At 54.5% G+C, this 19,985-nt stretch carries 22 protein-coding genes and 1 pseudogene; 6 read left to right on the top strand and 17 right to left on the bottom strand.

What is annotated here, in order from left to right; translation table 11 throughout:
* Positions 1-18: 18 nt before the first annotated feature.
* Genes yfhb through murQ form a run of 3 tightly spaced genes read right to left on the bottom strand, consistent with a single transcriptional unit; the run spans position 19 to position 2,927 of the window.
* Positions 19-654, bottom strand: a complete 636-nt coding sequence (gene yfhb / locus OGY35_RS15575) for a phosphatidylglycerophosphatase C (RefSeq protein ID WP_286632733.1) — start codon at positions 652-654, stop codon at positions 19-21.
* A 3-nt stretch (positions 655-657) separates the two neighbouring features.
* Positions 658-2,022 carry a PTS transporter subunit EIIC gene (locus tag OGY35_RS15570; RefSeq protein ID WP_286632731.1) on the bottom strand — a complete coding sequence of 455 codons (1,365 nt, stop codon included), beginning with the start codon at positions 2,020-2,022 and terminating at the stop codon, positions 658-660.
* A 2-nt stretch (positions 2,023-2,024) separates the two neighbouring features.
* Positions 2,025-2,927, bottom strand: coding sequence for an N-acetylmuramic acid 6-phosphate etherase (gene murQ / locus OGY35_RS15565; RefSeq protein ID WP_286632730.1), 903 nt, complete (start codon positions 2,925-2,927; stop codon positions 2,025-2,027).
* A 116-nt stretch (positions 2,928-3,043) separates the two neighbouring features.
* On the opposite strand from murQ, the gene OGY35_RS15560 reads away from it, so the two are divergent.
* Positions 3,044-3,892, top strand: a complete 849-nt coding sequence (locus tag OGY35_RS15560; protein WP_152402874.1) for a MurR/RpiR family transcriptional regulator — start codon at positions 3,044-3,046, stop codon at positions 3,890-3,892.
* A gap of 55 nt (positions 3,893-3,947) precedes the next feature.
* Positions 3,948-4,208, top strand: coding sequence for a YfhL family 4Fe-4S dicluster ferredoxin (locus tag OGY35_RS15555; protein WP_042999785.1), 261 nt, complete (start codon positions 3,948-3,950; stop codon positions 4,206-4,208).
* Here the strand turns inward: OGY35_RS15555 and acpS are convergent.
* From acpS to rseD, 12 genes and pseudogenes are all read right to left on the bottom strand, one after another.
* Complete coding sequence (gene acpS, locus OGY35_RS15550) at positions 4,205-4,585, bottom strand: holo-ACP synthase (RefSeq protein WP_152402871.1); 381 nt, start codon at positions 4,583-4,585, stop codon at positions 4,205-4,207. The two genes, OGY35_RS15555 and acpS, sit on opposite strands and share 4 nt — an antisense overlap.
* Complete coding sequence (gene pdxJ / locus OGY35_RS15545) at positions 4,585-5,316, bottom strand: pyridoxine 5'-phosphate synthase (RefSeq protein WP_042317535.1); 732 nt, start codon at positions 5,314-5,316, stop codon at positions 4,585-4,587. Before pdxJ ends, acpS begins: the two co-directional genes overlap by 1 nt.
* 16 nt (positions 5,317-5,332) lie before the next feature.
* Positions 5,333-6,043, bottom strand: a complete 711-nt coding sequence (gene recO / locus OGY35_RS15540; RefSeq protein ID WP_286632917.1) for a DNA repair protein RecO — start codon at positions 6,041-6,043, stop codon at positions 5,333-5,335.
* 29 nt (positions 6,044-6,072) lie between these two features.
* Positions 6,073-6,978: a GTPase Era gene (gene era / locus OGY35_RS15535; protein WP_152402868.1), complete on the bottom strand. Its 906-nt coding sequence runs from the start codon at positions 6,976-6,978 to the stop codon at positions 6,073-6,075.
* Positions 6,975-7,655: a ribonuclease III gene (rnc, locus tag OGY35_RS15530; RefSeq protein WP_042291512.1), complete on the bottom strand. Its 681-nt coding sequence runs from the start codon at positions 7,653-7,655 to the stop codon at positions 6,975-6,977. The genes era and rnc overlap by 4 nt, the downstream gene beginning before the upstream one ends.
* 272 nt (positions 7,656-7,927) lie before the next feature.
* A complete protein-coding gene (gene lepB / locus OGY35_RS15525) occupies positions 7,928-8,902 on the bottom strand; it encodes a signal peptidase I (protein ID WP_046485158.1) in 975 nt (324 codons plus the stop codon).
* A 16-nt stretch (positions 8,903-8,918) separates the two neighbouring features.
* Positions 8,919-10,718: a translation elongation factor 4 gene (gene lepA, locus OGY35_RS15520; RefSeq protein WP_152402865.1), complete on the bottom strand. Its 1,800-nt coding sequence runs from the start codon at positions 10,716-10,718 to the stop codon at positions 8,919-8,921.
* 282 nt (positions 10,719-11,000) lie between these two features.
* Positions 11,001-11,480 (bottom strand): SoxR-reducing system protein RseC, encoded by a 480-nt coding sequence (gene rseC / locus OGY35_RS15515; protein WP_152402789.1) that lies wholly within the window; start codon positions 11,478-11,480, stop codon positions 11,001-11,003.
* A complete protein-coding gene (gene rseB, locus OGY35_RS15510; RefSeq protein WP_152402788.1) occupies positions 11,477-12,433 on the bottom strand; it encodes a sigma-E factor regulatory protein RseB in 957 nt (318 codons plus the stop codon). The genes rseC and rseB overlap by 4 nt, the downstream gene beginning before the upstream one ends.
* Positions 12,433-13,083, bottom strand: a complete 651-nt coding sequence (rseA, locus tag OGY35_RS15505; protein ID WP_152402785.1) for an anti-sigma-E factor RseA — start codon at positions 13,081-13,083, stop codon at positions 12,433-12,435. Before rseA ends, rseB begins: the two co-directional genes overlap by 1 nt.
* Before the next feature lie 31 nt (positions 13,084-13,114).
* Positions 13,115-13,690, bottom strand: a complete 576-nt coding sequence (gene rpoE, locus OGY35_RS15500; protein WP_000003307.1) for an RNA polymerase sigma factor RpoE — start codon at positions 13,688-13,690, stop codon at positions 13,115-13,117.
* Positions 13,687-13,852 (bottom strand): annotated as a pseudogene (gene rseD / locus OGY35_RS15495) (rpoE leader peptide RseD). The gene rpoE and the pseudogene rseD overlap by 4 nt, the downstream one beginning before the upstream one ends.
* 383 nt (positions 13,853-14,235) lie before the next feature.
* Here rseD and nadB point away from each other — a divergent pair.
* A complete protein-coding gene (gene nadB, locus OGY35_RS15490; RefSeq protein WP_178828214.1) occupies positions 14,236-15,858 on the top strand; it encodes an L-aspartate oxidase in 1,623 nt (540 codons plus the stop codon).
* Here nadB and trmN read toward each other — a convergent pair.
* Positions 15,843-16,580: a tRNA(1)(Val) (adenine(37)-N(6))-methyltransferase TrmN gene (gene trmN / locus OGY35_RS15485; protein WP_152402782.1), complete on the bottom strand. Its 738-nt coding sequence runs from the start codon at positions 16,578-16,580 to the stop codon at positions 15,843-15,845. The genes nadB and trmN overlap by 16 nt on opposite strands.
* A 131-nt stretch (positions 16,581-16,711) precedes the next feature.
* Between trmN and srmB the strand changes: the two genes are divergently transcribed.
* Entirely contained in the window at positions 16,712-18,046 is a 1,335-nt protein-coding gene (gene srmB, locus OGY35_RS15480; protein WP_178825532.1) for an ATP-dependent RNA helicase SrmB, read from the top strand.
* Positions 18,047-18,092: 46 nt separating this feature from the next.
* Here the strand turns inward: srmB and grcA are convergent, their stop codons facing one another.
* Complete coding sequence (gene grcA / locus OGY35_RS15475) at positions 18,093-18,476, bottom strand: autonomous glycyl radical cofactor GrcA (protein WP_042317514.1); 384 nt, start codon at positions 18,474-18,476, stop codon at positions 18,093-18,095.
* Positions 18,477-18,793: 317 nt separating this feature from the next.
* Between grcA and ung the strand changes: the two genes are divergently transcribed.
* On the top strand, positions 18,794-19,483 hold the full coding sequence (gene ung, locus OGY35_RS15470; RefSeq protein ID WP_152402777.1) for a uracil-DNA glycosylase: 690 nt from the start codon (positions 18,794-18,796) through the stop codon (positions 19,481-19,483).
* A gap of 105 nt (positions 19,484-19,588) precedes the next feature.
* Positions 19,589-19,985: transposase domain-containing protein (locus tag OGY35_RS15465; RefSeq protein WP_286631380.1), on the top strand; the 397-nt coding region annotated here is incomplete at its 3' end.

Genomic DNA, 19,985 nt, shown 5'->3' with positions numbered 1-19,985 from the left:
ATTATACTATGATTTCAACTATTCCAGTTGCTGGAGTTCTCCACGAGGCGTAACGCGCCAGCGGTGCTGACAAAAATAGAGCAGCGGGTTGTCCTGATTACTGTCGCTGTAGCCGCTGTAAAGGCGCAGCGGCGTGCCGATCTTACGTTCAAGCTGAGCCACTTTTTCGTGTCCCAGACAGCGCAGGGTCAGCACCCAACCGCCGTATCCTCGCGTCATCTGACTGGCGATCAGATTCACGCGCGGCAGCCACGGCGTATCAATGTAGACCTGTTCCACCAGCGACTGCGGCGAACCGGTGATGAGCCAGATATCGGCATCAGAACTGAGCAGATAGGTGGTCAGACGTTCCTGCACCTGAGGAAACGCCGTGACGTTTTGTCGAAACCAGCGGACAAAATCGGCCTGTCTGGCCTGCAAACGAGCCTCGCTGTGACCGAAGGTACATCCCCACAGCAGCAGACTCATCGGCCAGCGCGCGGCGCGCCCTTTGATCAGTAATGCGCCAACGATCACCGGCAACAACGGCAGCACGAGCAGCGCATTCAGCGGCTGGCGACGCAACAGATAGCGCAGGAAACTGCCGAACATATCCTGCTGATGTAACGTACCATCCAAATCAAAAAAAACGACACGACGCGCGTGATTGGTCAAACCTTACTCCTCGGGATCGTTGAATCCTAACAGCCAGGTAAACAAAAACCCGGCTATGACTGCTACTAAATAGCCTAACAGATAGAACATCACTTTTCCGGCAACAATCGTTAACGCCAGCGGCAATCCGGAAATGCCAAAGGTGATAACAGTGGCGACCTTCCAGTAGCTGATCAGCGCCCCGCCTACCGCGCCGCCCAGGCAGGCCCCCATGAACGGCTTGCCCAGCGGTAACGTGACGCCAAAAATCAGCGGTTCGCCAATCCCGAGTAATCCTACCGGTAATGCCCCCTTAATCACTTTTTTCAGCCGCGCGTTACGGGTTTTCATCAGCACGGCAATCGCCGCCCCCACCTGCCCGACGCCTGCCATCGCCAGAATGGGAAAGAGCGCGTTGTAGCCGTGAGCCTGCACCAGCTCGACGTGAATTGGCACCAGTCCCTGATGCAGCCCCGTCAGCACCAGCGGCAGGAATGTTCCCGCCAGGACCGCGCCCACCAGCAAGCCGCCGCGATCGATAGCCCAGGACGCGCCTTGGGCTATCGATTCTGAAATCCAGCCGCCCAGCGGTTGCAGCGCCACAATCGCAATCGTGCCGGTGATGATCGTCGTCAGCAGCGGATTGAGGATCAGCTCCAGCGAGCCAGGCAATATCTCGCGGAACTTACGCTCGATCCAGCACATCAGCGCCACCACCAGCAGCACGGCGATAACCCCACCGCGGCCTGGCTGCAACGCTTCGCCAAAGAGGGTAATTTGCGCCAGCTGCGGACTCGACAGGATGCCCGCCATCACGCCCCCCATCGCCAGCGAACCGCCGAAGACTTTGGCAGTATTCACCCCCACCAGAATGTTCATGATGGCAAAGACCGCACTGCCGAAGATCCCCATCAGCCCCAGCATATTGGGATAATGGGTGGCGAAATCACCGACGATATCCGGGCGCTTGAGAATGTTAATAATGCCGGTGATTAAACCGGAAGCGATAAACGCTGGGATCAGGGGAATAAAAACGTTCGCCAGTTTGCGTAGCGCATCGCTCATGGGCGCTTTGTACTTCGCTTTCGCCTGCGATTTCGTGCGCTCAATATCATCGCCGATCGGGCGCGCTCCCCCTTCTGTCAGTAGTGAACGCATGGCATCAACGACCTTTGCCGCCTTGCCGGGCCCGACGATAAGCTGATGCTGCGCCCCCTGCTTTACGTAGCCACTGACGCCGGGTAGCTGTTTCAGACGCGGGATATCCAACACCGCATCGTCCTTCACCTCCACCCTGACGCGCGTCATGCAATTTTCCAGACGCAGAATGTTTTGTTCTCCGCCTATCCCCAGCAGAATCTCGCTGGCAAGGGTCGCCGTCTTATCCATAGTTACCTCGATGAGTCTGCTAACGCAGCCCGTAAAAATCCCTGATGGGTGGCCAGTTTTTCTCGCGCCGCATCGGCGTTGAGGCCACTGAGCGCCATGAGAATGGCCGGTTTCACATCAAAATCGGTCTGCTTCAGCAACGTTTGTGCCTCAGCACGCGCAATGCCAGTGGCTTCAACCACCATCCGGCATGCGCGGTCCATCAGCTTGATATTGGTGGCCTTCATATCCACCATCAGGTTCTGGTAAACCTTGCCAAACTTCACCATCGCCCCGGTGGAGATCATATTGAGCACCAGCTTTTGCGCGGTGCCGGATTTCAACCGCGTTGAGCCTGTCAATGCTTCCGGCCCTACCACAGGAGAAATCGCGATGTCGGCTTCCCGGGCAATAGGAGAGTCGGGATTACAGGAGATAGCGACCGTGGTACAGCCCGTTTTGCGGGCATATTTCAGTCCGCCGATGACATACGGCGTACGCCCTGAGGCCGCCAGTCCAACCACCAGATCCTGCGGCGCGAGGTTCAGGGCAATCAGATCGTCTTCACCGAGCTGCGCATTGTCTTCTGCCCCTTCAACCGCTTTCAGTAAGGCCCCCGGACCACCGGCAATCAGCCCCACCACCAGACCGTGAGGAACGCCAAACGTGGGTGGGCATTCAGACGCATCCAGCACGCCGAGTCGGCCGCTGGTCCCCGCACCCATGTAGATAATCCGGCCACCGGATTTTAACGCTTCAGCCGCTGCATCGACGGCGCTCGCAACATCGGGCAATGTTGCTTTTACTGCTTCCGCTACCAGCGTATCCTGTTGATTAAAACGGTGAACCAGCTCCAGCGTCGACAGCGCATCGAGGTCCATTGTTTGCGGATTACGGGTTTCTGACACTAAAGCACCGAGATTCATGTTTGCTCCTCAGGAATTTTTAATTCATATTAGCGACCAATAATGGAATATAATATTCGTACAGGCGAGTGAAATTTCATTTTGTTGCCGCCATCACGTTTTCGCCAGGAGAGACCATGAACTGTTTGATTCGCATCCGCCAGCGCTACCCGGGGTTTGCGCAAAGCGATAAAAAACTCGCGGACTATCTTCTGATCCAACCCGATGCCGCCCGACACCTCAGTTCACAGCAGTTGGCAGCCGAGGCGGGCGTCAGCCAGTCAAGCGTGGTGAAATTCGCGCAAAAGCTCGGCTATAAGGGATTCCCGGCGCTGAAACTGGCGATCAGCGAAGCGCTGGTCAGCAACCCGAACCCGCATTCCGTGCCGGTGCATAACCAAATCCGCGGTGACGATCCCCTGCGTCTGGTCGGTGAAAAACTGATCAAAGAGAACGTGGCGGCGATGCATGCCACGCTGGATGTCAACGACGAAGAGAAGTTGACCGAAAGCGTAACGATGCTGCGCAACGCCCGCCGGATAGTGTTAACCGGGATTGGCGCATCCGGCCTGGTGGCGCAGAATTTTGCCTGGAAACTGATGAAGATTGGTCTGAACGCCATTGTTGAGCGCGATATGCATGCGCTGCTGGCCACGGTTCAGGCGCTGACGCCAGACTCTCTGCTGGTGGCGATTTCCTACAGTGGGGAACGTCGGGAACTGAATCTGGCAGCAGAGGAAACCCTGCGCGTCGGGGGGCAGATCCTGGCGATCACCGGGTTCACGCCCAATGCGCTCCAGCAGCGCGCCAGCCACTGTCTGTATACCATCGCGGAAGAACAGGCCACCCGCAGTGCGGCTATCTCATCAACCCACGCGCAAATGATGCTCACCGACCTGCTTTTTATGGCGCTGGTACAGCAGGATCTGGAGCACGCACCGGGACGTATTCGCCACAGTGAGGCGCTGGTAAAAAAACTGGTCTGAGCAAAGAATGCGCGTATAATGCCCGCCCGGTTTGTGTTGTTTTGAGAGTTTCCTGATGGCCCTGTTAATCACAAAAAAATGCATCAATTGCGATATGTGCGAACCCGAATGCCCGAATGAGGCGATTTCGATGGGTGACAGCATCTATGAGATTAACAGCGACAAGTGCACCGAGTGCGTCGGTCATTACGACACGCCCACCTGCCAGAAGGTGTGCCCAATCCCCAACACGATCCTTAAAGATCCGGCACATGTCGAAACGGAAGAACAACTCTGGGACAAGTTCGTCCAGATGCACCACGCCGATAAAATCTAACTTTCGATAATGACCGTGGCGCAGGCATAGTGACGTTCATCGGCCAGCGTCACGTGCATATGCGCAACGCCCAGTTTCTCCGCCAGCGCGAGCGCCTCTCCCCATAACCGCAGGCGCGGTTTACCGAGCGCATCGTTAAACACTTCAAACTGATTAAACGCCAGCCCATTGCGGATACCGGTACCAAAGGCTTTCGCGGCGGCCTCTTTGACGGCAAAGCGTTTAGCCAGAAAACGCACCGGCTGCTGGTGCGTTTCCCAGATAGCCCATTCGTTATCGCTGAGCACCCGTCTGGCAAGCCGATCACCGGAGCGGGAGATCACCGCTTCTATGCGAGCGATCTCCACGATATCGGTGCCTAATCCAAGAATGGCCATTAGCCGCGCGCTTCCAGCATCAGACGCTTCATTTCCGCTACGGCTTCACGCAATCCGCTCATTACCGCGCGACCAATAATCGCATGGCCGATATTCAGCTCGTGCATTTCCGGCAGTGCGGCGATCGCTTTGACGTTGTGATAGGTCAGACCGTGCCCCGCATTGACCTTCAGCCCCAGACTCGCAGCGAAGGTCGCGGCTTTCGCGATGCGCGCCAGCTCTTGCGCCTGTTCTGCATCGGTTTTCGCATCCGCGTAACAGCCGGTATGAATTTCAATGTATGGCGCGCCGACATCTGCAGCCGCTTTGATTTGCACGTCATCCGCATCAATGAACAACGAGACAAGGATCCCGGCGTCAGCCAGACGTTTGCAGGCATCACGCATTTTGTCGCGCTGCCCGGCCACGTCCAGACCGCCTTCAGTGGTCACTTCCTGGCGCTTTTCCGGCACCAGGCAACAGAAATGCGGTTTGGTTTCAACGGCAATTGCCAGCATCTCTTCCGTCACCGCCATTTCCAGATTCATACGCGTGTCCAGCGTCTGGCGCAGAATGCGGACATCGCGGTCGGTAATGTGGCGGCGATCTTCGCGTAAATGGACGGTGATGCCATCTGCACCCGCCTGCTCGGCAATGAATGCCGCCTGAACCGGATCCGGATACGCGGTGCCGCGCGCATTACGTAACGTGGCAATGTGGTCAATGTTGACGCCTAACAGTAATTCAGCCATGACAATCCTCGTGATTTTATGTTCGCTTCGGCATGAACTGCCGGAATAATTCGCGGCTCTTTAAGGGCTTACCACCAAGATACGGCTTCAGCGCTATGCGGGTAAAGCGTTTCGCCGCGCGCAGCGTATCGATATCCGGAAATTCGCGTTCTGCCAGCGCCCGCAGATGGCGTCCGGTAAAGGTACTGTTGTCGATCACGATACTGGCGATAAAGCCTTTTTCCTCGCGGTAGCGGTAGGTCATGGCGTCATCCACCGGCTCACCGCTGCCCGCACAGTGCAGGAAATCGACCCCATAACCGAGATGACCGAGCAACGCCAGTTCAAAACGGCGCAGCACAGGCTCCGGCGTTCCCGTTGCCCCCGCCAGTGCCTGTATGCAGTGCAGGTAATCGAAAAAGAGTTCAGAAAAGCGGGTCTCGTGCTCCAGCACGCGGGCGAGCAGCTCATTGACGTACAGACCGCTGTACAAGGTGATACCACTCAGAGGAAGCGCCAGAGAAACGGCTTCCGCGCTACGCAGCGTTTTGACTTCGCCACGTCCACCAAAGCGGACTAACAGGGGGGTAAAAGGCTGGAGTGCACCCTTCAGATTAGAGCGTTTAGAACGAGCGCCTTTGGCAACAAGGCGCACGCGACCCGACTCTTCCGTGAAGACGTCCAGCATCAGACTGGTTTCGCTCCAGGGACGGCTATGCAGGACAAATGCGCGCTGCCAGCCCTCCATCATGCTCGTCGCCTGTTCAGAGCGCAGGTTTAGAGATCGTCGACGTAACCGAGACTGCGCAGCGCGCGTTCGTCATCGGCCCAGCCGGATTTCACTTTCACCCACAGTTCAAGGTGAACCGGGGCTTCAAACATTTCCTGCATGTCTTTACGCGCTTCAATACCAATGGTCTTGATTTTGGCCCCTTTGTTGCCAATGACCATCTTCTTCTGCCCTTCGCGCTCGACGAGGATCAGCCCGTTGATATCGTAACCGCCGCGTTCGTTAGTCACAAAACGTTCGATTTCCACGGTCACCGAGTACGGCAGCTCAGCGCCCAGGAAACGCATCAGCTTTTCACGGATGATTTCAGAAGCCATAAAGCGCTGTGAACGATCGGTGATGTAATCTTCCGGGAAGTGATGCTCCGCTTCCGGCAGATGCTTACGCACGATGCCCGCAACGGTGTCGACATTCATCCCGGTTTCCGCAGAGATTGGCACGATGTCGAGGAAGTCCATCTGACTTGCCAGGAACTGCAGGTGCGGCAGCAGGTCGGCTTTATCCTGCACGTTATCCACTTTGTTGACGGCCAGAATCACCGGCGCTTTACCGTCACGCAGTTTGTTGAGCACCATCTCGTCGTCCGGTGTCCAGCGAGTGCCTTCCACCACAAAGATCACCAGTTCAACATCACCAATGGAGCTGCTGGCAGCTTTGTTCATCAGACGGTTAATCGCGCGTTTTTCTTCCATGTGCAAACCCGGGGTATCGACGTAAATCGCCTGCCATGCCCCTTCGGTATGGATCCCGACAATGCGGTGACGCGTGGTCTGCGCTTTACGGGAGGTGATCGAAATCTTCTGCCCGAGCAGGTTGTTCAACAGCGTGGATTTGCCAACGTTCGGGCGTCCAACGATAGCAATAAATCCGCAGTAAGTTTTTTCGTCGCTCATTCCAGCTCCAGTTTTTTCAACGCCTGTTCGGCGGCAGCCTGTTCCGCCTTGCGACGGCTTGAACCTGTGCCAACCACCGGTTCACTCAGGCCGCTAACCTGGCAGTGGATAGTAAATTCCTGATCGTGCGCTTCACCACGCACCTGCACCACCAGATATGACGGCAGCGGCAGATGGCGACCCTGCAAATATTCCTGCAAACGCGTTTTCGGATCTTTTTGCTTATCGCCTGGACTGATTTCGTCCAGACGAGTCTGATACCAGTTGAGGATCAGCTTTTCGACGGTCTGAATATCACTGTCGAGGAAGACCCCGCCAATCAGCGCTTCGACGGTATCGGCCAGAATCGATTCGCGACGGAATCCGCCGCTTTTCAGTTCGCCCGGCCCTAAGCGCAAACACTCGCCCAGATCGAACTCACGGGCCAATTCAGCCAGCGTATTACCGCGCACCAGCGTCGCGCGCATACGACTCATATCACCTTCGTCCACACGCGGGAAGCGGTGATAAAGCGCATTCGCAATCACAAAACTTAAAATTGAGTCGCCAAGAAATTCTAAACGCTCGTTATGTTTGCTGCTGGCACTGCGGTGGGTTAATGCCTGCTGCAACAGCTCCTGATGAGTAAAAGTGTAGCCCAGCTTCCGTTGAAGCCGATTAATTACGATGGGGTTCATGCGATACCAATAAATAAATGCGTCAACAATTCAGCACACGAAACAGACCTGATATACGTAGCATTCTATCAGCCGCGCTAAGCAGCTTATGTCGCTCATATAGGGGGACCAACGCTGTTTCGTGTGCCGTGGCGACCAGGAGGCGCCAACCTGAAACTTCGGGGGAATATTCTATACACAACGACAAGGGATGTCGTTAGCCTGGACGGATTTATCGAAGAAATAATTCACGTTGCCGTCATAACCACGGCAACGTGAATGATTCGCAGCAATTAGTGAATACCACCAATGCGGCTTAAACGAACGCCAGTAGGCCATTCGCCTTCTTGTTTGTCGAAACTCATCCAGATAGCAGTGGCTTTACCAACCAGATTCGCTTCAGGGACAAAGCCCCAATAACGGCTGTCTGCGCTGTTATCGCGGTTGTCACCCATCATGAAATACTGGCCCGGCGGCACAATCCAGGTCGCCAGTGGCTGCCCAGACTGCTGGTAATACATCCCCACCTGATCCTGAGCAATCGGCACGGTCAGAATGCGGTGCGTCACGTCGCCCAGCGTCTCTTTACGCTCAGACAGACGAATACCGTTCTCTTTCGTTTCGCTCAGAGGGATCTCGAAGAAACCACTGGTGGCCTCTCCACCGTTACGACGTGCAAACGTCTGCACAAAATCGCTCGGCTGAACGTCGCTGTAGGTGACAGGTAACGCGTTTTCACACGCCTGGCCCGAACGGCAACCCGGTTGAATAGTCACTTCTTTCGCGACCGGATCATAGGTTACTTTATCGCCGGGTAAACCGACTGCCCGCTTGATGTAATCCAGACGCGGATCTTCCGGGTATTTAAAGACCACGATATCGCCACGTTGTGGATGACCCGTTTCGATCAGCGTTTTCTGGTAAATCGGATCTTTAATACCGTAGGCGAATTTCTCCACCAGGATAAAATCACCGATCAACAGCGTCGGCATCATCGAACCCGACGGGATCTGGAAAGGTTCATAGATAAACGAACGCACGACCAGCACGATAGCCAGCACCGGAAAAACCGAGGCACCGGTTTCCAGCCAGCCAGGCTTCGGCGACACTTTCTTCAGCGTTGCTTTATCCAGTGAATCTCCGGCAGCAGCCTGCGCTGCCGCCTGACGCTCCCGACGTTTTGGCGCGAAGATAAATTTATCCACGCACCACAACATGCCCGTGACCAATGTGGCAATCACCAGAATCAGGGCAAACATATTCGCCATGCCAACTCCTTAAGGATTATTTGCTGTCTTTGCCGACATGCAGAATGGCGAGGAACGCTTCCTGAGGCAGTTCGACGTTACCGATCTGCTTCATACGCTTCTTACCTTCTTTCTGTTTCTGCAACAGCTTTTTCTTACGGCTGATATCACCGCCATAGCATTTTGCCAGAACGTTTTTACGCAACTGTTTCACGGTAGAACGCGCAATAATGTGCGTACCAATAGCTGCCTGAATCGCGATATCGAACTGCTGACGTGGGATCAGTTCTTTCATCTTCTCCACCAGTTCGCGACCACGACTTTGCGAGTTATCACGGTGTGTGATCAGCGCCAGCGCATCGACACGTTCGTTGTTGATCAAGACATCAACACGCACCATGTCGGAGGCCTGGAAGCGTTTGAAGTTGTAATCCAGTGATGCATAACCGCGCGAGGTGGATTTCAGACGATCGAAGAAGTCGAGTACCACTTCAGCCATCGGAATTTCATAGGTCAGCGCCACCTGGTTACCGTGGTAGACCATGTTGGTCTGCACGCCGCGTTTCTCAATGCACAGGGTAATGACGTTACCGAGGTAAGCCTGAGGCAGCAGCATATGACATTCCGCAATCGGCTCGCGCAGTTCGTAGATGTTGTTCAACGGTGGCAGCTTGGACGGACTGTCGACGTAGATTGTCTCTTTCGCCGTGGTTTCGACTTCATACACGACGGTCGGCGCGGTGGTGATCAGGTCCAGATCGTATTCACGTTCCAGACGTTCCTGAATGATCTCCATGTGCAACAGGCCGAGGAAGCCACAGCGGAAGCCGAAGCCCAGCGCGGTAGAACTTTCTGGTTCATAGAACAGGGAGGCGTCGTTGAGGCTCAGTTTGCCAAGCGCATCGCGGAAGTTCTCGTAGTCATCGGAGCTGACCGGGAACAGACCCGCGTAAACCTGCGGTTTTACCTTTTTGAAGCCTGGCAGCGCTTTTTCTGCCGGGTTACGCGCCTGCGTCAGGGTATCGCCAACCGGTGCGCCGAGAATGTCTTTAATGGCGCACACCAGCCAGCCTACCTCGCCGCATTTCAGTTCGGTACGATCAACCTGTTTTGGCGTGAAGATCCCCAGACGGTCCGCGTTATAGGTCTGACCGGTGCTCATCACTTTAATTTTATCGCCTTTGCGCAGGGTGCCGTTTTTAATCCGCACCAGCGAAACAACGCCGAGGTAGTTATCGAACCAGGAGTCGATGATCAGCGCCTGTAACGGGCCATCCGGATCGCCTTCCGGCGGCGGAATATCGCGCACCAGACGTTCCAGAACGTCGGTCACGCCCACACCGGTTTTCGCCGAGCAGCGCACGGCATCGGTCGCATCAATACCGACGATATCTTCAATCTCTTCGGCGACACGCTCGGGATCGGCGGCTGGCAGGTCAATTTTGTTGAGGACTGGCACCACTTCGAGATCCATTTCCATCGCGGTGTAGCAGTTTGCCAGGGTTTGCGCTTCTACGCCCTGTCCGGCATCCACCACCAGCAGTGCGCCTTCGCAGGCAGCAAGCGAACGGGAAACTTCATACGAGAAGTCAACGTGGCCTGGGGTGTCAATGAAGTTAAGCTGGTAAGTTTCACCATCAGCGGATTTGAAATCGAGCGTTACGCTCTGCGCTTTGATAGTAATACCGCGCTCACGCTCAAGATCCATCGAGTCGAGAACCTGCGCTTCCATTTCACGGTCAGACAGGCCACCGCAGATCTGGATAATACGGTCAGACAGCGTCGATTTACCGTGGTCGATGTGAGCAATGATCGAAAAGTTACGTATGTTCTTCATATAGTGTAATTATTGTGCCTTACGCCTGGTTGGACAGGCTTTGAGAAGTCGCTGTTCTGAGCTTAACGTCTGTTTAACTGAAACGCCGCATTCTACACTACAACGCGAAGGCGAGGAAATGTTCGTAGAGTCAGGATAGCGGGAACTGGAAACGGCATCGCTTTTCTGATGTAAAACATCGTAAAAGAAGCATGATGCCCGATGGCGCAAGCTTATCGGGCCTACTGGGCTTGCCGATCGTTAGCAGGCCGGATAAGGCGAAGCCGCCATCCGGCAAGAATATCATGGGGTCGTTTCGGCAGAGGGTGTTTCAACGCGAATCATATCGGGCGGGAGAGCAACATTAAGAATAATGGGCTGCCAGGCTTCGCGTGCGGCAAGTTTGCGGGAATAACCGCGGGCAATCAGGAATCCGCCGACGCCACCGAGTATCGCGCCGCTTAACGCCGCAAGATCAGAGCCAAACAGCACCTGAAAAAGCGATGCGATGAGAAATAACCCCACCAGCGGCGACAGATAAACCAGCATGGCGGAACCTAACAGGCTGCCTTCAGCAATCCCCAGTTCCACTTTCTGGCCCGGCTCTAACGGCACATCGCTCGCCACGACAATGGTATGCGTGGTTTGCGGCCCCAGTTTGTTTAGCACACGGGTGCCGCAACCGGCGCGCGAAGCACAACTACTGCAGGACGCTTTCACATCGCAACTCACCAGCGCTTCGCCGTTTTGCCATGAAACCACGGTAGCCCACTCTTTAATCATTGTGAGGCTCCAAACTTAATGGTGTCGGCAATACGCTTCGCCGTCTGCGGCGGCAATTCACCCACGATGGTGATTTCCACGTTGTCGCGTACGCTGGTGCTGACCGTTCTGCGTCCGGTGCGCAGCATCTGATCGGTGCTGGCCTGAGTCGCCCGGTTTACGTTAACCGAAAAGCTAAACAGACCGTCAGAGTAGAGACGCGATTCAATCGGCATATTGTCCATCGTTGGCAACGGTCTGCGGCCGCTGGACACCTCGCTAAACCCTTTCGGAAGCCAGGTTGGATTCCAGTTGAATTTCGCTTTTTCACCCGCCGGAACGGAAAGCAGCGGCGGCAAACTGGCTTTCGCCAGCGTCTGCATGCTGCTACCCACATCCTGATTCACGGTGAAGGCGATCACCCGGAACTGCTCTAACGTTTCGCCATCGCGATCGAGAAGATCAACCCGCATTGGCAGCTTCGTTTCAGTATCCATCCAGACGATATAGCTGTAACGCGTACCATCACGCGCCACCACGCGAATCACTTCACACAGATGATCGGCAATACGAGTACGGCCCACCGCAATGAAATCATAGTAGGGGGCGAGACGTTTGAAATCGGTATAGATAAGCGATGGCAGGGAGTCAACGATGTAGTCACCGTTCAGGGTGAACGGTTCGAGTCCAGGCTCGAAATAGCTGATTTCATTCCCACGCTGGACCACTTCACGACGCGGACCATCCATTTGCAGCAGTTGCGCAAGCGGACGATTTTCCAGGCGTGCATGGCGATAGCGCAGAGACTCAACGCCTTGTTTCGTAATGCTGACGAATGACAGCTCGTAATTGAGTGACTGGCTGGCCACGTTCATCTGCTGCAACAACGCCCCGGACGCAGTGTTGGCCGAGGCGTTGACAGAGAAGAACAGGCTACCCGTCACAAGTGACATGGCAAACCAAAGTTGCTTCATTACTGCGATTGCGTTCCTAGAGTTTGAATTCCTGGCACCTGAACAGCGGCTTGCTGTGTCTGTGCCTGCTCAAACTGAAGCTGTTCGGAGTGCAGTCGGCGTTGCAGTTCGTAATCCTGCAACATAGCGTTGATCCGACGACGCTGCTCCTGTACCTGCTGCTGTTGCCCACCGTTTGCGGTCGCATCAGAAGGTACTCCCAGGCTTACCGGGCTGGCTTTACCCATCATCGGCAAAGTATTGAAGACCGGCGTTTCAGGCTGCTGGGACGTTTCAGATTGTCCATTATAGTGCTGGACACCAACGATAACTGCAAGCGATACGCACGCGGCAACACCCATTTGGGTAAGTTGCGCGGCCCACGGACGCATTTTTTTCCAGAACGGCATTTTCTGCCATTGCTGCGGCGCAGGCTGGGCCTCTGGAATGAATGGCACCGTCTGGCGTACCGGCTCATCTTCAATAGCGGCCATTACGCGAGCGGAAATATCGAAATGAAGAACCTCAGGTGTATCACCCCGCATTGAATCACGGATCAGGTGATAGCCTTCCCAGGTTTTTTGCATATCCGGGTCGTGAGCCAGTTCATTAAGCAACTCACTATCCAGCGTCTCGCCATCCATTAAAGCGGAAAGTTTTTCTTTCTGCATGCCTAATACCTTTTCCAGTATCCCGCTATCGTCAACGCCTGATAAGCGGTTGAACTTTATTATCAATAGCTTCCCGCGCTCGGAAGATACGTGAACGCACCGTACCCACCGGACAATCCATGATAGCGGCTATCTCTTCATAGCTCAGGCCATCCAGCTCCCGCAAGGTTATTGCCATGCGTAAATCTTCCGGGAGGGACTCAATAGTTCGGAAAACTATCTGTCTCAGTTCTTCTGACAACATTAAGTTCTCAGGGTTCGAAATTTCTTTCAGCGCACCGCCACTTTCGAAGTTTTCTGCTTCAATCGCATCAACATCGCTTGATGGCGGACGACGCCCCTGAGCCACCAGGTAATTCTTCGCTGTATTCACCGCAATGCGATACAGCCAGGTATAAAAAGCACTATCTCCCCGGAACGAATCCAGCGCACGATAGGCTTTAATAAATGATTCTTGCACCACATCGGGAACATCGCCCGACGGTACATAGCGGGAAACCAGACTCGCCACTTTATGCTGGTAGCGTACTACCAGTAAATTGAAGGCTTTCTGATCTCCCTTCTGGACCCGTTCAACCAGGACCTGGTCCGTTAACTGCTCGCTCATCCGAGGTAAAGTCTCCCCAAACCAAATTTCCACGCGTTCGCGAAACGCCACTCCATTAGCTGCACTATGAGCAAGCAACAGATTAGAGTGTCTCGTTTTTGTAAAGTTCCGTTACGCATCTGTTTTTTGTTTGTCATGTTGTAGACGGTCATTATCTCTCATTATAAGTCTACAGAGTCCGAACAACGCACAATACCCTAAATAATTCGAGTTGCGGAAAGGGGCGACGCAGTGAATCCCCGGGAGCGTACTCCAGTACGTGACTGGGTAAGCGAGGAAGCCAACGCACATGCATCCTGAAGTATGAAGGGTATATTGTTTAGAAATGCCCATAAACCGCGAGCAGAGTAACCCAATGGCCACTTTATTTCATCATCTAATCTGGAGCTTACGGCCTGCCACGCAAAATGAGTTACCTGGCAGATATCCGTTTACATCGCGCTTCTTTGTTTAGCCATTACAACACAACTGAAAATAAAACGTGCTGAATCGCCAATTGTGGTGCTATGCTGGCCAAACAATGTTTAGTAAATTAAACAAAAATCATGAAAACCACTCCAGATCTTTCTTGTGACGTGTTAATTATCGGTAGCGGCGCTGCCGGACTCTCGCTGGCGCTGCGTCTGGCTGAAAAGCACCAGGTTATCGTGCTGAGTAAAGGCCCCGTCAGTGAAGGCTCCACCTTCTATGCGCAGGGCGGGATTGCCGCAGTTTTCGATGAAACCGACAGTATTGATTCACATGTGGAAGATACGCTCATTGCTGGCGCCGGTATTTGCGATCGCCATGCGGTGGAGTTTGTCGCCAGCAACGCCCGCCCCTGCGTACAGTGGCTAATTGACCAGGGCGTGCTGTTTGATACTCAGGTCCAGCCTAACGGTGAAGAAAGTTACCATCTGACGCGTGAAGGCGGCCATAGTCATCGTCGCATTTTGCATGCCGCCGACGCCACCGGCAAAGAGGTGGAAACCACGCTGGTCAGCAAGGCGCAAAACCACCCGAACATTCGGGTACTGGAACGCAGTAATGCCGTCGATTTAATCATCTCCGATAAAATTGGCCTGCCCGGCACGCGACGCGTCGTCGGAGCATGGGTCTGGAACCGGAATAAAGAAGCGGTGGAAACCTGCCACGCGAAGTCCGTCGTGCTGGCGACCGGCGGTGCATCCAAGGTGTATCAATACACGACGAATCCGGACATTTCCTCCGGCGACGGTATTGCAATGGCCTGGCGTGCAGGATGCCGGGTCGCCAACCTCGAGTTTAATCAGTTCCACCCTACCGCGCTGTATCACCCTCAGGCACGTAATTTCCTGCTCACCGAAGCGCTGCGCGGAGAAGGCGCCCATCTCAAACGCCCGGACGGCACACGGTTTATGCCGGACTTTGACGCACGAGGAGAACTGGCGCCGCGCGATATCGTCGCCCGCGCTATCGACCATGAGATGAAACGTCTTGGCGCGGACTGCATGTTCCTCGATATCAGCCATAAACCAGAAGCCTTTGTACGTCAGCATTTCCCGATGATTTATGAAAAACTGCTGGGGCTGGGCATCGACCTGACCAAAGAACCGGTACCCATTGTGCCGGCGGCACACTACACCTGCGGCGGCGTGATGGTTGACGACTTTGGTCGCACCGATGTGGATGGCCTGTATGCGATCGGGGAAGTGAGTTATACCGGCCTGCACGGCGCGAACCGCATGGCCTCAAACTCGCTGCTGGAGTGTCTGGTGTACGGCTGGTCCGCAGCGGAAGATATCGACAGACGAATGCCTTATGCCCGTAGCGTCAACACCCTGCCCGCCTGGGATGAAAGTCGCGTGGACAACCCCGACGAACTGGTCGTTATCCAGCATAACTGGCATGAGCTGCGGCTGTTTATGTGGGACTATGTGGGGATTGTACGCACCACCAAACGCCTGGAGCGCGCCCTGCGCCGTATCACCATGTTACAGCAGGAGATCGACGAGTATTACGCCCATTTCCGCGTCTCGAATAATTTGCTGGAGCTACGCAACCTGGTACAGGTTGCTGAACTGATTGTCCGCTGTGCAATGATGCGCAAAGAGAGCCGGGGTCTGCACTACACGCTCGATTACCCGGCGCTGCTGGAGGATTCAGGCCCATCAGTGCTCTCACCGTTAAATGCTCACATAAACAGATAAAATGCCTGGGTCAGCGCCGTGTAACCTTCAGAGTAACGTTGATCCGGCCCGCGAATCACCAGCCTGTCGCTAAAGCATTCTCCCTTCTTTGGGGAGAATGCCAGCAGCACCCGATGCGGCAATCGCGCCTGGGTTTCAGCAACGTCAGTGCGTAGCCGTAAATGCCAGCCCATATTTAACGCCTGCTGCGTGAAGGTATTGCCGATATTTTCCGGCAGCACGACGCACAAGAACCCCTCTTCCGTGATAAGCCCCGTCGCCGTCGCTAACAATGCGGAATGATCCAGCATCGTGGTATAACGCGCCTGCTCCCGCTGCGGCGTGGCACACTCGACACCCTGCTCGTAATAAGGTGGGTTGCTGATGATAAGGTCATATTTGACGGTCTGGCGCGCAGCCCAGAGTTGAACATCTTCGGCCTGTACGATCACCCGATCCGCCCATGGCGATCGGGCAACATTTTCTTTCGCCTGTGCGGCGGCGTCGCTATCCAGCTCCACGGCATCGACGGTGACGCTTTCATCGGTACGCTGCGCCAGCATCAGCGCCAACAGGCCGCTGCCGGTCCCGATATCAAGGATCCGCTTTACACCTGCCACCGGTGCCCATGCCCCTAACAGAATCCCATCTGTACCGACTTTCATCGCACAACGATCGTGCGCGACAAAAAACTGTTTAAAAGTAAATCCATTACGACGAAGGACGGATGTAGACTGAGGCATGAATTAAAAACCTTGCAGGAAAAACGGCAACAGCACCTGGTGGAAACAATACCTGAGAAGCGATATCCATACAAACAGATGAAGATTGCAGCCGTAACGTCTATAATCAGCGCCCCACACAGAGGTAGAACATGACTGTAACGACTTTTTCCGAACTTGAACTCGATGAAAGCCTGCTGGATGCCCTCCAGGAAAAAGGCTTCACTCGCCCGACCGCCATTCAGGCTGCCGCCATTCCGCCTGCGCTCGAAGGCCGTGACGTACTCGGTTCTGCGCCGACAGGCACCGGTAAAACGGCGGCGTATCTGCTGCCAGCGTTGCAGCACCTGCTCGACTTTCCGCGAAAAAAATCCGGTCCGCCGCGTATTTTGATCCTGACGCCGACACGCGAACTGGCAATGCAGGTCGCCGATCATGCCCGTGAACTGGCCAAAAACACCCACCTGGATATCGCGACGATTACCGGCGGCGTAGCGTACATGAACCACGCCGAAGTGTTCAGCGAAAACCAGGATATCGTGGTCGCCACCACCGGGCGTCTGATGCAGTATATTAAAGAAGAGAATTTTGACTGCCGCGCCGTGGAAACGCTGATCCTCGACGAAGCTGACCGAATGCTGGATATGGGCTTTGCCCAGGACATCGAGCACATCGCCGGGGAAACGCGCTGGCGCAAACAGACTCTGCTTTTCTCCGCCACGCTGGAAGGCGATGCGATTAAAGATTTCGCCGAGCGTCTGCTGGAAGAGCCGGTTGAAGTCTCTGCGACACCATCAACCCGCGAGCGTAAGAAGATTCATCAGTGGTATTACCGTGCGGATAACTTCGAGCACAAATTCGAACTGCTGAAGCACCTGCTGAAACAAGACGACGCTACTCGTACCATCGTGTTTGTCCGCAAACGTGAGCGCGTGCACGAACTGGCTGAAAAACTGCGTCTGGCGGGGATCAACAACTGCTATCTCGAAGGTGAGATGGCGCAAGTCAAGCGTAACGAAGGTATTAATCGTCTTACTGACGGTCGCGTTAACGTGCTGGTTGCCACCGACGTTGCCGCGCGTGGAATCGATATTCCAGACGTCAGCCACGTGATTAACTTCGACATGCCGCGTAGCGGAGACACCTATCTGCACCGTATTGGTCGTACGGGCCGCGCCGGTCGCAAGGGGACGGCAATCTCGCTGGTCGAAGCGCACGATCACCTGCTGCTGCTGAAAATTGGCCGCTACATCGAAGAACCGCTGAAATCAAGGGTGATTGATGAGTTGCGTCCAACTTCACGCGCGCCGAGCGAAAAGATGACGGGCAAACCGTCGAAGAAAGCGCTCGCGAAACGCGAAGAGAAGAAAAAAGAGAAAGACAAAGATAAACCGCGCGTGAAAAAACGCCATCGCGATACCAAAAACATTGGTAAACGTCGCAAGCCGAGTGCGGCAACGACGCCGCAGGAATCAAACGAAGAATAAAAAAAACGCCGGGGGGAACCCGGCGTTTTTATTTAAACGTTAAGCCTTACAGGCTTTCAGTAAAGGTACGAGCGATAACGTCGCGCTGCTGTTCCGGCGTCAGTGAGTTAAAGCGCACGGCATAGCCAGAAACACGGATAGTCAGCTGCGGATATTTTTCCGGATGCTTAACCGCATCTTCCAGCGTTTCGCGACGCAGAACGTTAACGTTCAGGTGCTGACCACCTTCCACACGGACTTCCGGTTTTACTTCCATCGGAATTTCGCGGTACTCAATTTCACCCAGTTTGCTGACCGCTACCACGTCGTCTTCGGCAAAACCGGCTTTCGCCACGATGCAGCGTGCTTCGCCTTTTTCGCTGTCCAGCAGCCAGAAGGAATTCAGCAGATCGTCATTAGCGGCTTTAGTAATCTGGATACCTGTAATCATTGTGATGCCTCCCCGGCAAATTATTTGATTAGGGTTGGCCGCCTCGCGGCCAATTGGTAAAACCATTGTTGCTTGAGTGTATATATACCCCCCTAACACCCTCGATTCATTGATTTAAATCAATAAAATCCACACATCAAACATGGTGATTGGATGATGTTATTGTTTTACATCAACTTACGCCATGTGCAGGCATAAACTTTTTACACAAATTTTCAACTTTATTAAGTGCATAGCACACACCGCTGCGGAGAGAATTTTGCGCCATCGAAAGAAGCAGTTAAGCTATGGTGATTAAAAATTCGCAGGAGAGCGAGATGGCCACTGAATTAACCTGGCACGATGTGCTGGCTGAAGAGAAACAGCAGCCCTACTTTATGAATACGCTGCATACCGTTGCCGGAGAGCGTCAATCCGGGATAACGGTTTATCCGCCGCAAAAAGATGTGTTCAATGCGTTTCGCTTCACCGAGCTGGGTGATGTTAAGGTCGTGATCCTTGGACAGGACCCGTACCACGGCCCCGGTCAGGCGCATGGTCTGGCGTTTTCCGTTCGCCCCGGTATTGCCACGCCCCCCTCGCTGCTGAACATGTATAAGGAACTGGAAGGGTCAATCCCCGGTTTCACTCGTCCTGCCCACGGTTATCTTGAAAGCTGGGCGCATCAGGGGGTTCTACTGCTCAATACGGTATTAACCGTGCGGGCGGGTCAGGCGCATTCTCATGCCAGTCTGGGATGGGAAACCTTTACCGATAAAGTGATCAGCCTGATTAACGAACATCGTGAAGGGGTAGTTTTCCTGCTCTGGGGCTCTCATGCGCAGAAGAAAGGCGCGATTATTGACAAGAAACGTCACCATGTACTGAAAGCGCCTCACCCCTCACCGCTCTCGGCACATCGTGGGTTCTTTGGCTGTAACCATTTTGTCCTGGCGAATCAGTGGCTGGAACAACGCGGCGAAAAGCCGATTGACTGGATGCCTGTTTTACCGGCAGAGAGCGAATAAAAAAATGCCAGCGATTCGCTGTAATGCCGATCAGTTAAGGATCGGTTGAACGATCCAGTGGTTGTGTAAGAATCCGGAAATGCTCACCCGTTTCCGGATTTTTTTATGCACCTTGGACAGGCTGTTGATCTGGTATCCCGTTACGATTCTCTGCGTAATCCACTGACTTCTCTGGGCGACTATCTGGACCCGGAACTGCTCTCCCGCTGTCTGGCCGAAGCCGGCACCGTCACCCTGCGCAAGCGTCGTCTTCCGCTGGAAATGATGGTCTGGTGTATTGTCGGCATGGCCCTTGAACGAAAGGAACCCCTTCATCAGATCGTGAACCGGCTGGACATCATGCTGCCGGGCAGTCGTCCCTTTGTCGCACCCAGCGCGGTGATCCAGGCCCGGCAGCGTCTGGGCAGCGAGGCCGTCCGGCGCGTGTTCACGCAAACAGCACAACTCTGGCATCATAGCACTCCACATCCACACTGGTGCGGCCTGACCCTGCTGGCCATCG

Source organism: Citrobacter sp. Ct235, from assembly GCF_030332305.1.
In the GTDB taxonomy this organism is placed as follows: Bacteria; Pseudomonadota; Gammaproteobacteria; order Enterobacterales; family Enterobacteriaceae; genus Citrobacter_A; species Citrobacter_A telavivensis.
This window is presented reverse-complemented; position numbering and strand designations above follow the sequence as displayed.